The sequence below is a fragment of the Paenibacillus harenae DSM 16969 genome (genome assembly GCF_000422465.1).
Lineage (GTDB): Bacteria > Bacillota > Bacilli > Paenibacillales > Paenibacillaceae > Pristimantibacillus > Pristimantibacillus harenae.
In genome coordinates, this window is record NZ_KE383845.1 from 46,241 (window position 1) to 61,045 (window position 14,805).

Consider the following 14,805-nt stretch of genomic DNA (forward strand, 5'->3'; position numbering starts at 1 on the left):
CTCATTCGCGCGTTTCGCTCCACGTAGGCTCATTCAACGGCACTTCTGCCGTTCATTCACGTGATTCACTTCTCATCTACCCTTCTAACGGCAGAAGTGCCGCTCATTCGTGCTGTACGCTTCACATGGGCAGGCATGCTGCTTTCCCTCTCCACCTGCATTGACAAATGACTCTTCATTCTTTATTATTGATAATAATTATCAATATCAACGTTTTTTACGAAAATCGTTCTCACATTACATTCAGGTTATTCATTACACAAACTCATACTCATTATAGATGCATGTAATTCATACTCACTTATCGTGCTCGCAACTAATGTTCACATAACATGCCAATAATTCATGCTAAAATCTCGCGCACTTTCAAGACCCGCCATAAAAAAGAACCCCGCGAACAAGTCGGGGGTCCAGTAAGACGGTCTGCTTACATGCCAAGCCATTTTTTGAAAAGATGCTTAGTCGTATCTTTGTTAATTGCGGCAATCGAAGTCGTCAGCGGAATGCCTTTCGGACAAGAGCGCACGCAGTTCTGCGAGTTGCCGCAGCCTTCAATGCCGCCGTCGGTCATCAAGGCGTCCAGGCGCTCTTCCTTGTTCATTTCGCCAGTCGGGTGCGCATTGAACAACCGAACCTGGGAGATCGCCGCAGGGCCGATAAAGCTGTTACGGTCGTTGACATTCGGGCAAGCCTCCAGACAAACGCCGCAGGTCATGCATTTGGACAGCTCGTACGCCCATTGGCGCTTCGTCTCGGCCATGCGCGGACCAGGACCAAGATCGTACGTACCGTCGATCGGAATCCATGCTTTCACGCGCTTCAGAGCGCCGAACATACGCTCGCGGTTAATGACAAGGTCGCGGACAACCGGAAAGGTGCGCATAGGCTCCAGGCGAATCGGCTGCTCCAGCTTATCGACGAGCGCGCTGCATGCTTGGCGCGGCTTGCCGTTAATGACCATGGAGCAGGCGCCGCACACTTCTTCCAGGCAGTTGGAGTCCCAGCAAACCGGCGCCGTGTTCGATCCGTCCGTTTTTTTCGGATTGCGCTGAATTTCCATCAGGCCGCTGATCACGTTCATGTTAGGGCGGTATGGAATTTCAAATTCTTCCGTATACGGCTTCGAATCAGGAGTATCTTGACGCGTGATGATAAACTTAACCGTTTTTGTTGCGACAGTCGTGTCAGCCATCGTTATTCTCCTTTCTTCTTATCGCTCGAATAGTCGCGTTTACGAGGCTTGATCAGGCTTACGTCGATGTCCTCGTACGAAATTTGCGGGCCTTCCGCCGTCCATTTCGCAATCGTCGACTTCATGAACTGATCGTCGTCGCGGTCCGGGAATTCCGGCTTGTAGTGCGCTCCGCGGCTTTCGTTACGCATAAGGGCGCCCAGCGTCATCGCTTCGGAAAGCTCAAGCATATTCCATAATTGACGAGTAAAGGCTACGCCGGCATTGTTCCAGCTCGCCGTATCGTTGATATTGATTTTGGCATAACGCTGTTTGAGCTCTTTGATTTTGTGGATCGTCTGCTCCAGCTTATCGTTGAAGCGAACGACCGTCATATTGTTCGTCATCCATTCGCCCAGCTCTTTGTGAATGACGTATGCATTTTCGTTGCCGTTCATATTGAGAATGCTGTTGTATTTGTCCGCATGACGCTTCGCGTCGCGGTCAAATACGGAGGATGAAATGTCTTCGGCCGACTTCTTAAGCCCTTTGATGTACTCCACGGCTTTCGGTCCGGCGACCATGCCGCCATAAATGGCGGACAGCAGCGAGTTCGCGCCCAGACGATTAGCGCCATGGTATTGATACTCGCACTCGCCGGCTGCGAACAAGCCCGGAATGTTCGTCATCTGGTTGTAGTCGACCCACATGCCGCCCATCGAGTAGTGAACGGCCGGGAAAATCTTCATCGGAATTTTACGCGGATCATCGCCCATGAACTTCTCATAAATTTCAATGATGCCGCCGAGCTTAACGTCCAGCTCCTTCGGATCCTTATGGGAAAGGTCAAGGTAAACCATATTCTCCCCGTTAATGCCGAGCTTCTGGTCAACGCATACGCTGAATATTTCACGAGTCGCGATATCGCGGGGCACCAGGTTGCCGTAAGCCGGGTACTTCTCTTCCAGGAAATACCAGGGCTTGCCGTCTTTATAGGTCCAGATCCGTCCGCCTTCGCCGCGAGCCGATTCCGACATCAAACGAAGCTTGTCGTCGCCGGGAATGGCAGTCGGGTGGATTTGGATAAACTCGCCGTTCGCGTAGTGAACGCCCTGCTGATAAACCGCGCTGGCAGCGGTACCTGTATTGATAACCGAGTTCGTTGTTTTGCCGAAAATAATGCCGGGACCGCCTGATGCCAAAATGACCGCATCCGCGCGAACCGTATGAATCTCCATCGAACGCAGGTCCTGAGCCGATACGCCGCGGCATACGCCGTCGTCGTCTACGACTGCGCCAAGGAATTCCCAATGCTCGAATTTGTTAACCAAGCCGGCTGCTTCCCAGCGGCGTACCTGCTCATCGAGAGCGTACAGCAGCTGTTGTCCTGTCGTAGCGCCCGCGAATGCCGTACGCGAATGCTTCGTGCCGCCGAAACGGCGGAAGTCGAGCAAGCCCTCGGACGTCCGGCTGAACATAACGCCCATCCGGTCCATCAAGTGAATAATGCCCGGCGCCGCGTCACACATTGCTTTGACCGGAGGCTGATTCGCCAGGAAGTCGCCGCCGTACACCGTATCGTCAAAATGCTCCCACGGGGAGTCGCCTTCCCCTTTCGTATTAACCGCGCCATTGATCCCGCCTTGCGCGCATACGGAATGGGAACGTTTGACCGGCACAAGAGAAAACAGATCAACGTGCACGCCTGCTTCTGCCGCTTTAATGGTAGCCATCAAGCCGGCCAGACCGCCGCCAACGATGATAATTTTATTTTTTGCCATTACGTTTCGCTCCTTGTCTACAAACTAACCGATATTCGTAAATGCCGTTGCGGCATTCGCAGCTTCCTTAAATTCGTCACCGCCGAACGCGATGAGCGAAAGTATGAACAACGCGGAAACGATAACAAAAACGCCCATGCAGATATAAGAGGAAATACGCTGCGCCTTAGGTCCGACCGTAATTCCCCAGCTGACGAGAAACGCCCAAAGCCCGTTGCTGAAATGAAATACGGCTGCCAATACGCCGATCAAATAAAGGACGAAATAAACGGGACTGCTGGCGATTAAATTCATCGTCGAGCCAAGCTCCTCGTGCGTCAGATGACCTAGATAAATCTGCAACCTCGTTTGGTATACATGCCAGAATACGAATACAAAGGTAATTACCCCCGTAATCCGCTGCGCGGTAAACGCCCAGTTCCGGCCGTATTTAAAGCGTCCCGTATTCGAGTCCGACTGGTAGGCGACGTATAAGCCGTAAATGCCGTGGAACAATAGCGGGAGGTAAATGCCGAAAATCTCGAGCAGCGGCAGCACCGGCAAGCTGTTGATAAAATGCACGCCTTTGGCGAAGCCTTCGGGGCCGCGTTCAAACGCCTGGTAGTTGGTCAGACCGTGCACGACGATAAAACCGCCGAGCGGAATGATCCCGAGAAGCGAGTGAAGCTTGCGCGAGAAATACGAATTTCCTTTCATGTCATTCCTTCTCCTTTCAAAACTGTAAGTACTCTCTTGCATTTTCTGAACAAATCATTCTACATTGTAACCCCAGCATGTACCTCCGTCAACAAAACTCGACACATATTTAGCCACACTTCCCATCCTACTCCTTTTCAGCTTATAATGGTATTGCTTATTTTTTATAATTTCTTATAACAAATCGACATAAGGAGCACCTGTAATGAATGAAGAGATGCATGTGTTCACCGTAATCGTGGAGCAATCAAGCATGAATAAGGCATCGTCCTTGCTCAATTTATCCCAACCCGCCTTATCGCGCAAAATAGGAAAGCTCGAGCAGGAAATCGGCTCGCCGCTGTTCCGCCGTATCGGCAAACGGCTCGAGTTGACCCGCATCGGACAGCTTACCTACGAATATGCGCTTGAGCTCCGGCAGCTCCACCGCAAATATTTGCAGAACGTATCCGAATTCACGACAACCGGGTATACGACGCTGACGATCGGCGCCAGCTTAACGACGCTGCAGACGACGCTGCCCGACCTCATTCAATCCTTAACGTCCGGGCATCCGGAAATCGAGATTAAGGCGGTAACCGGCAAAACGCATGAAATCGTCTCGCTTGTCCGCGATCACAAGGCTGACATCGGTATCGTCGCGTCCAGTATTGAAGACTCCACGCTTAGATGCATCCCTCTGTTCGAGGATCATCTATCGCTGGTCCTTCCCCGGAATCAAGTCATTACGAATAAAGGCACGCTCGGCATTCAGGATTTAACGGGCATGCCGATGATCCTTTTCTCCAAAGGCACCTGGTACCGGCTCTTAACGGATGAACTGTTCGATAAATACCATCTTCAGCCGGATGTCCGCATGGAGATCGATTCCTTCGAGGCTATTCTGCGTTTGCTGCATACCTGCAGAGCGGCTACGCTGCTTCCGCATTCCTATATGCGCCAAGAGCTGCTGGAGGATAACGAGCTGATCATCGTCCCCATTCGGGAGCTTCAGGATACGAAGCGCACAACGTCGCTTATTCATGCCGACTCCGCCGCGTTAAGCCCATCCGTTCGTTTATGGATGAGTGAATTGCCTGCGCGCCTGCCAAAGCAGAAGGACAGCAGCTTATAAGAGGCTGCTGTCCTTATTTTTTCCAATATAGGGCTGACACATCCCCGGCCGGACGGTTTATCGGATAACCGTAGCCTCGAAATGTTCAATTTGATCATTCGTCCCGATAACAACCATCACATCCCGCTCCGTCAGTACGTCTGCGGCTGTGGGCGCGATAATAATACCGCCTGGTTTATTGATCGCAACGATGCTGCAGCCGAATTTCGCGCGCGGATTAAGGTCATGCAGCGACTTGCCGTTCAAGCATTTCGGTACAGCAAGCTCCGCGATCGTATAATCCTTGGATAGCTCAATATAGTCCAGCAGGTTTGGAGATACAAGCTGATGCGCCACCCGTATGCCCATATCGCGTTCCGGATAGACGACGCGGTCCACGCCGATTTTCTCGAGCACTCTACCGTGCAGTTCGGTCATCGCCTTCGCAACGACCTTCTTCACGCCTAGATCCTTCAATAAAATGGTCGTAAGAATGCTAGCTTGAATATCGTCGCCGATCGCTACGACGCCGCAGTCGAAGTTACGGACTCCCAGCGAACGCAGCGTCTCCTCATCCGTGCAATCGGCGGTAACGGCAAAGGTAAGCAAATTGCTCATATCCTGAACCGCTTCTTCATCCTTATCGATTCCAAGCACTTCATGACCAAGCCCGACGAGCTCCCGCCCTAAGCTTGAACCGAATCTTCCTAAACCTACAATAACAAACTGATTTTTTTTGTTCCCCACCTGCGATGTCTCCTAACCAATCGTAATTTTTCCTTCCGGATGCCGGTACAATTCTTTTTCTGTGCGAGGACCAAGCGCGTAAGCAAGCGTTAACGGGCCAAGCCGCCCGGCAAACATCGTTATTGCAATAATGATCTTTCCCGTCTCGCTAAGCTCCGACGTTAAGCCGAGCGATAGCCCTACGGTCGCAAATGCGGAGGTTGCTTCAAATAAAATGACCAGAAAAGGTTGATCCTCTAGTGTGGATAACAGCATCGTCACGACTATAACAAGAACAAGACACAGCATGGTAATGGTAAGCGCCTTGAAGATCCTGTCTTTCCCCAAGCGGTGGCGGAATAGCACAATATCTTCGCGTCCGCGAATCATCGCGAAGACGGCGCCGAACAGGACAGCAAAGGTTGTCGTCTTAATCCCCCCGCCGGTCGATCCCGGGGACGCGCCGATAAACATCAGGATGATGATAAGAAATTGTGTCGCTTGACGAAGCACCGTCAGATCAAGCGAATTGAATCCGGCTGTCCTCGGCATGACGGCTTGAAATATCGACGACCCCATTTTCCCGCCCCAATCGAGCGTTCCTAAAGTGAGATGATTGGAAAACTCGAAAATAAATATAATGACCGTACCGATCAAAATCAATGACCCCGTCATCGACAATACGACTTTACTGTGCAGAGACAGCTTGCGCTTATTGCGCAATTCCATTAATTCCGACATGACGATAAAACCAAGACCGCCGGTTACGACGAGAAAAATCGCGGTTATGTTCACAATCGGATCCGATACATACAGGGTCATGCTTCGATAATCGCCGAATATATCGAAGCCTGCATTGTTAAATGCGGATATGGCATGAAATAAGCCAAAATAAATCGCTTTGCCCAAAGGCATATCGAATGCAAAACGCGAGGCAAATAGAGTTGCGCCGATTAGTTCGATCGAAAGCGAATAGATAATCACCCGCCTGATTAACCGAATGATGCCTTCCATGCTCGACTGATTCATCGCCTCCTGTAAAATGAGCCGTTCGCGCAATGAAATCTTCTTGCGCAGGACAAGCGCTACCAGCGTGGCCATCGTCATAAATCCAAGGCCGCCCAGTTGAAAGAGGCACATGAGGATGATCTGGCCCGGCACCGAGAAATAGGTTCCCGTATCGACTACGACCAAACCGGTGACGCATGTCGCAGAAGTAGCCGTAAACAACGCGTCAATAAACGGCAGCCTTTCTCCCTTTGCGGAAGCAAACGGCATCGATAGCAAGAAAGCTCCCAGCAAAATAATAAACGCGAAGCCGCTGACCAGAATCCGGGGCGGAGAACCTTTGAACACCTTCCAAATCGCTTTCATCGTATAACCTTCTTTATCAGCATGTTTAGGGCTTCTCGCAAGCATTTCCAAGCACAAAAAAAAGCACTGGATACTCAGTGCCGGATGCGATGAGAGTCCTGTTCCAATACGCCTACGAGGTTAGCTGACGGATTCGGGCCTGGACAGGCAGCCCTATTTAGCGTTTCAAGAGATGGTCTCCCGAGCTAAAATTCACCCCATGCCGCCGCTTGAGAATAGCCCTGAATGCAACCTATTCATTGTTCGCGACAGCTTTATGGTTCCCCCGTTTTCCTGCGGAAATTCGGCTGTACTATTTAATTTGTATGACGTTTACGATTATAATCCCAAAGCCGTCCAGATATAAAGCTGACTTAAGGGACATAAGAAGCGAAAAAAGAGCAAAAACGGGCAATGTCAAGGCGCAGCGAGCATCTGGCTTGATGGACATCGTTATTTCGCTTCTTTTTGAAAGAAACGATCTTTTTCATTGGATAATTCAGGGATTAATATGATAAGGTAATGAAATAAGATGTTTACAATACAGACCTCCGAGGTGAACTAATGATTGATTCAATTAAGCCGAAGGAATGGCGGCGTTTTTGGTGGGCGGCGGTCGCATGCTTCGTCATTTATGTAAGTTTGGATGTCATCCCGACGATCGCTTCCATTTCATCCGGCGAGTACAACACCGACGTCATCGAGAAAAACGAAGCGGAGAAGCAGGCCGCAGCCTTCGCCGGACAGGAAACGGGTTTAACCGTCAAATCGGCTAAGGCCGTTCATCAAACCGACAAATTGATGAATGGATATTTGTCCAAGGAAAATCTGATCAAGACGTACAGCGACCAATATGACTCCCGCTTCCCGACGGATACGTATCAGGTGGATTTGAAGTTTGAAGAGGGCGGAAGCGGCTTCGTATATGTACATATGCAAAGCGGAAAGATCGTATCCTGGAATCTCCTTATCGACGGGCAATCGCTCTCCAAGTTCGATCTGGCTGCAGAAGCGGATCAGTTCTTGTCGAAACAGGGCTTCCGCGAGGCAGAACTGCAGGAGGGCAAATTACTCGAGAACGGGGACTGGAACGTAAAGCCTTCAGGCTACGTCATCAAGGATGCCGCTCTCAACGTAGATATAAGCGCGATTTCCATAGACAGCCGAACCATCGTAACCGAATATAAGCCGGCCTTTATTGCGCCTCCCGATTATATCGCATACGTGAAGGAACAGGATCGGCTGGCGGGCTTCCTTACCGGCTTCGGCTATTTGTTTATGAGCTTCATCCTTGGCATCCTTGCCATTATTTACGCCGTGCTGTACCGTAAATTCACTTCATTCAAGTACGGTATCATTTTGACCATCATTTATTTTATAACGTACATCATCATGAATTTTAATATTCTAGACGGCATCCGGGCATCGCTTGGCGAGAGCGGAATGGCCGATCAGACGGTTGCTTTCACGGCTATATTCACGATCGTGCTTACGATACCGATGGCCGGTTCCATCTACGTCTCGCTCATAGCCGGCGACGGTCTTTGGAAGGCTCAGGGGCGCAGCCTGTGGCCGAGGTTCGGTCAGAAAGGCTACGGCGACTACGTATGGCGAAGCATGGGATTGTCCTATTTATTCGCGGTCATCCTGTTCGCGATGCAATCCGTCATTTTTATCGGGTTAAAATTTACGATCGGCACATGGGATACGACCGATGTCACTCAGTCCCCGTATAATATGGGAATTCTATGGCTGATGCCCGTTCTCGCTTGGGCGGCCGCGATTTCCGAAGAGGCGGTTTTCCGGTTTTTCGGGATCGGCTTGTTCCGCAGATGGTTCAAAAATACGTTTGCGGCAGCGCTGCTGCCCACGTTCTTCTGGGCGCTCGGCCATGTGATGTACCCGTTCTACCCGTCATCGACACGGCTCATCGAGCTTATGATCATCGGGCTCGTATTCAGCTTTATTTTTGTCAGATACGGCTTGATCACCTCGATGTTCACGCATGCGATCTTTAACAGCGCCGCCGTCGGTTTTTCATTGCTCACGATCGGCTCGGCTCCGAATATCGTATCGGCCGTCTTCTTCACGGTGCTGCCGGTGCCGATTGCCTATGCGATCAAATATTTGAGCGGCAAAAAAGAAAAGAAACCGTCCATCAGGACGGCTCCTCCTTTAGAGCAGCTATAATTTGCGAAGCTAATTTTTCACCGATCGAGAGGGGCCTAAAGTCTTCGACTGAGGCCTCTCTTATTTTTTTGACCGAGCCAAAATGCTTCAGCAGCAGCTTCCGCCGCTTCTCGCCGATGCCGGGAATCGAATCGAGCTTCGACTCGACCATCGACTTGCCGCGCTGCTCGCGGTGGAACGTAATGGCGAACCGGTGAACCTCGTCCTGAATGCGCTGAAGCAAATAAAACTCCTGGCTGTCGCGCGGCAGCGGCACAATCTCTGCAGGATCTCCCGTCATCAGTTGCGCCGTCTTATGCTTCGCATCCTTGACCAAGCCGCATACGGGGATAAACAGCCCCAGCTCGTTCTCCAATACGTCAAGCGCAGCCGAGATTTGTCCCTTGCCTCCGTCGACGACGATGAGATCGGGCGGAGTTAAATTTTCCTTAAGCACCCTCTCATAGCGCCTTCTTATCACCTCGCGCATCGTATCGTAATCGTCGGGCCCCTGTACCGTTTTGACCTTGAATTTGCGGTATTCCTTCCGGTCCGGCTTGCCGTCCGTGAAGACGACCATCGCGGATACCGGGTTCGTCCCTTGAATGTTCGAGTTATCGAACGCCTCGATGCGGCGCACTTCCTCAAGGCCCAGCCAGCCGGCTAACGACTCCGATGCCTTAACGCTTCGCTCTTCGTCCCGCTCGATCAAACGGAACTTCTCCTCCAGCATGACCTTCGCGTTATCGGTTGCCATCGTCACAACCTCGCTCTTGCGCCCTCTCTGCGGCATCAGCACCTTCACCTTCAACCAGCTGTGCAGCGAAGCGATCACTTCGTCAGCTCTCGAGGCGGCCGGCTCCTCCACTTCGGCTTCGATTTCGGTTTCCGGCTTCTCCAGCTCCGGCGGCAGCGGCAGCAAGATCTGCTTCGGCAGCGCCGGATTATCGCTGTAATATTGGGTCACGAACGTCATGAAATCATCGTATTCCTCCCCGTAATAGGGGAAGGTCGAGGCTCGGCGTTCGATCAGCTTTCCTTTGCGCATATACAGAATTTGAACGCACATCCAGCCTTTGTCTACCGCATAGCCGAAGATGTCGCGGTCAAGCGCATCCGACATCGTAATCTTCTGCTTCTCCATCACTTCGTCAATGGCGACAAGCTGGTCGCGAAGCTCCTTGGCCCGCTCGAATTCGAGCTGCTCGGCCGCCTCCTCCATCTTGCGCTGGAGCTCGGCCTTCACAACGTCCTGGCCGCCGTTCAGGAACCGGGTAATTTCCTGCGTCATCCGGTCATACTCCGATTGCTCCACCTCAAACTCGCAGGGCGCAATACATTGCCCGATATGATAATAAAGACACACCTTATCCGGCAAAGTCTTGCATTTGCGGAGCGGATACAAACGGTCCAGCAGCTTCTTCGTCTGCTGCGCCGCATATGCATTCGGGTACGGGCCGAAATATTTGCCCTTGTCCTTGACGATGCGCCTTGTAATTTCCAGCTTCGGGTGCTTCTCGTTCGTAATTTTAATATAAGGAAAGGTTTTGTCGTCCTTCAGCAGGACGTTGTAGCGCGGGTGATGCTGCTTAATCAGATTGCACTCAAGAATGAGCGCCTCCATGTTGCTCGACGTGACTATAAATTCAAAATCGCGTATTTCCGAAACGAGACGCTGCGTTTTCCCGTTGTGGCTGCCGTTAAAATAAGACCGTACCCGGTTCTTGAGCACCTTCGCCTTGCCGACGTAAATAATAACGCCGTCGCCGTTCTTCATCAAATAACAGCCCGGTTGATCCGGGAGCAAAGCTAATTTGTTCCGTATCGTCTCTTTTGCTTCCGCAAGCCGCTTCTCGGCCTGCCGCTGATCCGTATGCTGCTCTTCCATGCTCTCGCCTCCGACTGCCGTGTCATACTGATCACATTTTAGCATAGATGAACGATATTTTGTCTTACAATTGTCACCGGTAATTGCTTTACAACTGTTCGGAAGATTGGGTATACTAATTTCACGGCTGTAATTGAAGCAATCGGGATTTTTCAAGGAGGACGTCAACGATGGAGCACGTAAGAGATCCGCGCGAGCATATTAACGAAGAACCTCGCCACGACCTGATGGATGTTGTTTTCGGCTTTGGCGGCATGCTCGGTTTTATGACCGTTATTTTCGCCGTGGCTGTTATTGTCAAATTCATCATCTCGTAATGAAATGGAGCAGCGCGCTGCTCCTTTTTGTTTGGAACGCGAAAGTTCCATGCCCCGGGCACTTCCCGGGCATGGAGCTTTTTTGATGCGGCGGAACAATAGCTATTGTATGAAACGAAGCACTTCCCCTGAAGGCTGATAATCGCGCTGCTCCGCCTCCTTCTGCGGTCCGGACGGGTTGTTCTTCTGGGAGGGTCCGTCGTACCGCGTTCTTTCCGTCCGGTCGATCTGAACGATCCGTCCGTCATGCACGGTAATCGTAACTTGACCATACTGCAGTCCGCTCACCTGATCCGCGATTCGCTCCAGCCATTGCTGATCCACTTCTAACGGTTTTGCCATTCGAAACCCCTCCATGAAATAAAATTGAATGAATTAAGAATTGTCTTCTATCGGCCGCTGCCGGCTCGACTTCCATTCCACCATGCTCTTCACGATCAGCGTCACGACAGCCAGCATAACGAGTAGTGACGCGACTGCGAACGAAGCTGAAAATTGGTACTCATTGTACAAAATTTCAATATGCAGCGGCAGCGTATTCGTTTCTCCGCGAATATGGCCGGATACGACGGATACGGCGCCAAACTCGCCCATCGCTCTGGCATTGCACAGGATGGCGCCGTATAATAAACCCCATTTGATATTCGGAATCGTTACCCGCCAGAAGATCTGCCACCCTTTGGCTCCGAGGCTTGCCGCCGCTTCCTCCTCCTGAACGCCCTGCGCTTGCATGAGCGGAATCAGCTCTCGGGCGACAAACGGAACCGTGACGAAGACCGTCGCCAAGACGATGCCGGGTACCGCAAATATAATTTGGATGCCTCTCTCGTCAAGCCAAGGGCCCAGCAAGCCCTGTGCGCCGAAGAGCAGCACATAGATGAGGCCTGAAATGACGGGCGATACGGCAAACGGTAAATCAACGAGCGTAATTACCAGGTTTTTGCCGCGGAAACGGAACTTACTGATCACCCAGGCAGCCACGATCCCGAAGATCGTATTGATCGGGACGGCGATGACGGCAACTAGCAGCGTCAGCTTTAATGCCGATAAAGCGTCGGGCTCCGTTATGGAATCGAAATAGACGCCGGCCCCCTTCTTGAAGGCTTCGACGAATACGGAAACGAGCGGCAGCAGGACGACGAATCCGAGAAAGATAAACGCGATGCCGATGAGGATCCACCTGACAGGGCCTGATTCCGTAATATGCTGCGGCCGCCTCGAGGCTTCCTCCGACGTGTGTACCGTTATGGCTCCGGCCATTGTCCATCCCCCCTTTTATTCTGAAACGGTACGCCGGTTCATTCGCCACTGCAGCAAATTAATGACAAGCAGCATCAGGAAGGATACGACGAGCATGACAAGCGCGATCGCTGTAGCTCCCGCGTAATCGTATTGCTCCAGTTTCGTTATAATGAGCAGCGGCGTTATTTCGGTCTTCAGCGGCATATTGCCGGAGATGAAGACGACCGAGCCGTATTCGCCGATGCCTCTTGCGAAAGCGAGCGCGAACCCGGTTAACAGCGCCGGCAGGAGCTCGGGCAGGATCACCTTCCGGAACGTCCGAAGCCTGTAAGCCCCCAGCATGACCGCAGCTTCTTCCGTTTCCTTCTCCATATCCTGCAGCACGGGCTGTACGGTACGAACGACGAACGGCAAACCGATAAAAATAAGCGCGATCGTAATGCCGATCGGAGAATAGGCGACCTTGACGCCAAGCGGCTCTAACAGCGAGCCAATCCATCCGTTCGGCGCATAGATCGCGGTTAACGCGATGCCGGCAACCGCCGTCGGCAGGGCAAACGGCAAATCCACCAGGCTGTCGATCAGTTTTTTGCCCGGAAAACGGTACCTTACGAGCACCCATGCCACGACGAGGCCAAACACCGCATTAACCAGACCAGCACAGAAGGCCGTCATGAAGGTGACCCGATAAGACGCGAGCACCCTCGCGCCCGTTACCGTATCCCAGAATTCAGTCCAGCTGAGCTCTGCCGTCCGATAGAAAACGGTGGCCAGCGGGATCAATACGACGGTGCTTAAATAAAACAAGGTGAAGCCCAGTGACAGTCCAAAACCCGGCAGAACATTGCGATTACGGGGCTTGGAACCTTTCATGTGAAGTCAGCTCCAATCTTCCTCATGGCGTTACGAGCCCGGTGAATAAATTTGGTCAAAAATGCCCCCGTCGGCAAAATGCTTCGTCTGCGCTTCCTTCCATCCGTCAAAATCCTGATCGATCGTTAGCAGCTCAAGTGATTGGAATTGCCCGGCATATTTCGCTGCAACCGTCTCGGAAATCGGACGGTAATAGTTTTTTGCAGCGATTTCCTGTCCTTCTTCCGTGTACAAAAATTGCAGGTATGCTTCTGCCGCTTCGCGTGTTCCGCGTTCGTCTGCAACTTTATCTACAACCGCTACCGGTGGCTCCGCAAGTATGCTTAGAGACGGATAAACGATTTCGAATTTATCAGGACCAAGCTCATTGATCGACAGGAAGGCTTCATTCTCCCAAGCGAGCAGGACGTCGCCGATCCCGCGTTCAACGAAGGTCGTTGTAGCACCGCGAGCACCTGAATCGAGCACCGGAACATGCTTGAATAACTCGGCAACAAACTCCTGCGCTTTTGCTTCGTCGCCGCCATTCTGCTTGAGGGCGTAACCCCATGCGGCAAGATAGTTCCAACGCGCTCCGCCCGACGTTTTCGGATTCGGCGTAATAACCTCAACTTTATCCTTAATCAAATCGTTCCAATCTTTAATGCCCTTCGGATTTCCTTTGCGAACGAGAAATACGATGGTCGATGTATACGGCGAGCTGTTATGCTCGAATTTCGACTGCCAATCCGCATCGATCAGCCCCGGTTCAGCTATCGCATCTATATCGTAGCCCAGCGCCAACGTAACGACATCGGCTTTCAACCCGTCAATGACGGCGCGGGCCTGCTTGCCCGAACCGCCATGCGATTGCTTAACCGTAACCTCTTGGCCCGTCTCCGCTTTCCAATGCTTGGCGAAAGATTCGTTAAATTCAACGTACAGCTCGCGAGTTGGATCATAGGATACGTTCAACAGTTCAACCGGCGGCTTGGGCTTTCCGCCCGCCGGCACTTCCGTTGCCGCCGAATTCGTCACGTCAGCTGGCTGATTTGTATGATTATTTTCTGAATTGCCGCCTCCTTGGCCGCAAGCTGCGAGTACAAGAACTAATGCAATAAGGATAACAAATGGACGAACGAGAGTAAGCTTATTCAACATTCCATACACCCCTTAATTGATATGACAGGCTCGTAGAAACGCGAGTCAGATATCTCAAACGTTCTACCGTCAAATAGGTGTTTACTCCGGTTCGTCCGGTCGTTAAACCATTATTCCTACCTGTTTAGTTGATTATGGATGAATATTACCAGCGCACTCCATTAGCTGTCAATACTTAATTTCAAAAACTAATCAATCTTATAAAGTTTACTTATAAGTGAAGTGTAAATAACGCCCCTCGAGTTATACCCAGCAACGTACGCAGCAACACCATACCACCGCTCGTTCTCGCTATACTGGATTTTGTACAGCCTCGGACACGAGTATTCACATTTGAAATTGGACAGAATCCAGCA

Annotated in this window: 13 protein-coding genes and 1 riboswitch; of the genes, 3 read left to right on the plus strand and 10 right to left on the minus strand. The window is 51.5% G+C overall.

The genetic code is table 11. From position 1 onward, the window contains the following. Positions 1-427: 427 nt before the first annotated feature. From sdhB to H581_RS0128095, 3 genes are read right to left on the minus strand one after another with little or no spacing between them, the layout of a single operon-like run. Positions 428-1,192 (minus strand): succinate dehydrogenase iron-sulfur subunit, encoded by a 765-nt coding sequence (sdhB, locus tag H581_RS0128085; protein ID WP_029192163.1) that lies wholly within the window; start codon positions 1,190-1,192, stop codon positions 428-430. 2 nt (positions 1,193-1,194) lie between these two features. After that, complete coding sequence (gene sdhA / locus H581_RS0128090; RefSeq protein ID WP_029192164.1) at positions 1,195-2,952, minus strand: succinate dehydrogenase flavoprotein subunit; 1,758 nt, start codon at positions 2,950-2,952, stop codon at positions 1,195-1,197. Between the two features lie 24 nt (positions 2,953-2,976). Further along, positions 2,977-3,648 carry a succinate dehydrogenase cytochrome b558 subunit gene (locus H581_RS0128095; RefSeq protein ID WP_029192165.1) on the minus strand — a complete coding sequence of 224 codons (672 nt, stop codon included), beginning with the start codon at positions 3,646-3,648 and terminating at the stop codon, positions 2,977-2,979. 205 nt (positions 3,649-3,853) lie between these two features. Between H581_RS0128095 and H581_RS0128100 the strand changes: the two genes are divergently transcribed. Beyond that, positions 3,854-4,762, plus strand: a complete 909-nt coding sequence (locus H581_RS0128100; protein WP_029192166.1) for a LysR family transcriptional regulator — start codon at positions 3,854-3,856, stop codon at positions 4,760-4,762. Positions 4,763-4,819: 57 nt separating this feature from the next. Here H581_RS0128100 and H581_RS0128105 read toward each other — a convergent pair whose 3' ends face one another. After that, positions 4,820-5,488 (minus strand): potassium channel family protein, encoded by a 669-nt coding sequence (locus tag H581_RS0128105; RefSeq protein ID WP_029192167.1) that lies wholly within the window; start codon positions 5,486-5,488, stop codon positions 4,820-4,822. 12 nt (positions 5,489-5,500) lie between these two features. After that, on the minus strand, positions 5,501-6,841 hold the full coding sequence (locus tag H581_RS0128110; RefSeq protein WP_029192168.1) for a TrkH family potassium uptake protein: 1,341 nt from the start codon (positions 6,839-6,841) through the stop codon (positions 5,501-5,503). A gap of 94 nt (positions 6,842-6,935) precedes the next feature. Continuing rightward, positions 6,936-7,140: riboswitch (cyclic di-AMP (ydaO/yuaA leader) on the minus strand. 244 nt (positions 7,141-7,384) lie between these two features. Here H581_RS0128110 and H581_RS35640 point away from each other — a divergent pair. Beyond that, positions 7,385-9,010 (plus strand): CPBP family intramembrane glutamic endopeptidase, encoded by a 1,626-nt coding sequence (locus H581_RS35640; protein ID WP_029192169.1) that lies wholly within the window; start codon positions 7,385-7,387, stop codon positions 9,008-9,010. Here H581_RS35640 and uvrC read toward each other — a convergent pair. Next, positions 8,979-10,877: an excinuclease ABC subunit UvrC gene (gene uvrC, locus H581_RS0128120; protein WP_029192170.1), complete on the minus strand. Its 1,899-nt coding sequence runs from the start codon at positions 10,875-10,877 to the stop codon at positions 8,979-8,981. The genes H581_RS35640 and uvrC overlap by 32 nt on opposite strands. 170 nt (positions 10,878-11,047) lie before the next feature. On the opposite strand from uvrC, the gene H581_RS38130 reads away from it, so the two are divergent. Beyond that, positions 11,048-11,194, plus strand: coding sequence for a YqzM family protein (locus tag H581_RS38130; RefSeq protein ID WP_156889708.1), 147 nt, complete (start codon positions 11,048-11,050; stop codon positions 11,192-11,194). 102 nt (positions 11,195-11,296) lie between these two features. Here H581_RS38130 and H581_RS0128130 read toward each other — a convergent pair whose 3' ends face one another. The 4 genes from H581_RS0128130 to H581_RS0128145 are packed head-to-tail and all read right to left on the minus strand — an operon-like array spanning position 11,297 to position 14,449. Further along, complete coding sequence (locus tag H581_RS0128130; protein ID WP_029192171.1) at positions 11,297-11,536, minus strand: YezD family protein; 240 nt, start codon at positions 11,534-11,536, stop codon at positions 11,297-11,299. Between the two features lie 33 nt (positions 11,537-11,569). After that, complete coding sequence (gene cysW / locus H581_RS0128135) at positions 11,570-12,454, minus strand: sulfate ABC transporter permease subunit CysW (RefSeq protein ID WP_029192172.1); 885 nt, start codon at positions 12,452-12,454, stop codon at positions 11,570-11,572. A 15-nt stretch (positions 12,455-12,469) separates the two neighbouring features. Then, positions 12,470-13,309 carry a sulfate ABC transporter permease subunit CysT gene (gene cysT, locus H581_RS0128140; RefSeq protein WP_029192173.1) on the minus strand — a complete coding sequence of 280 codons (840 nt, stop codon included), beginning with the start codon at positions 13,307-13,309 and terminating at the stop codon, positions 12,470-12,472. A 30-nt stretch (positions 13,310-13,339) separates the two neighbouring features. Beyond that, positions 13,340-14,449 carry a sulfate ABC transporter substrate-binding protein gene (locus H581_RS0128145; protein WP_084134831.1) on the minus strand — a complete coding sequence of 370 codons (1,110 nt, stop codon included), beginning with the start codon at positions 14,447-14,449 and terminating at the stop codon, positions 13,340-13,342. Positions 14,450-14,805 lie beyond the last annotated feature (356 nt).

Bases quoted from the DNA above. Each gene is read 5' to 3' on its own strand.
- sdhB (WP_029192163.1), bottom strand. From the start codon at position 1,192: ATGGCTGACACGACTGTCGCAACAAAAACGGTTAAGTTTATCATCACG.
- sdhA (WP_029192164.1), bottom strand. From the start codon at position 2,952: ATGGCAAAAAATAAAATTATCATCGTTGGCGGCGGTCTGGCCGGCTTG.
- H581_RS0128095 (WP_029192165.1), bottom strand. From the start codon at position 3,648: ATGAAAGGAAATTCGTATTTCTCGCGCAAGCTTCACTCGCTTCTCGGG.
- H581_RS0128100 (WP_029192166.1), top strand. From the start codon at position 3,854: ATGAATGAAGAGATGCATGTGTTCACCGTAATCGTGGAGCAATCAAGC.
- H581_RS0128110 (WP_029192168.1), bottom strand. From the start codon at position 6,841: ATGAAAGCGATTTGGAAGGTGTTCAAAGGTTCTCCGCCCCGGATTCTG.
- H581_RS35640 (WP_029192169.1), top strand. From the start codon at position 7,385: ATGATTGATTCAATTAAGCCGAAGGAATGGCGGCGTTTTTGGTGGGCG.
- uvrC (WP_029192170.1), bottom strand. From the start codon at position 10,877: ATGGAAGAGCAGCATACGGATCAGCGGCAGGCCGAGAAGCGGCTTGCG.
- H581_RS38130 (WP_156889708.1), top strand. From the start codon at position 11,048: ATGGAGCACGTAAGAGATCCGCGCGAGCATATTAACGAAGAACCTCGC.
- H581_RS0128130 (WP_029192171.1), bottom strand. From the start codon at position 11,536: ATGGCAAAACCGTTAGAAGTGGATCAGCAATGGCTGGAGCGAATCGCG.
- cysW (WP_029192172.1), bottom strand. From the start codon at position 12,454: ATGGCCGGAGCCATAACGGTACACACGTCGGAGGAAGCCTCGAGGCGG.
- cysT (WP_029192173.1), bottom strand. From the start codon at position 13,309: ATGAAAGGTTCCAAGCCCCGTAATCGCAATGTTCTGCCGGGTTTTGGA.
- H581_RS0128145 (WP_084134831.1), bottom strand. From the start codon at position 14,449: ATGTTGAATAAGCTTACTCTCGTTCGTCCATTTGTTATCCTTATTGCA.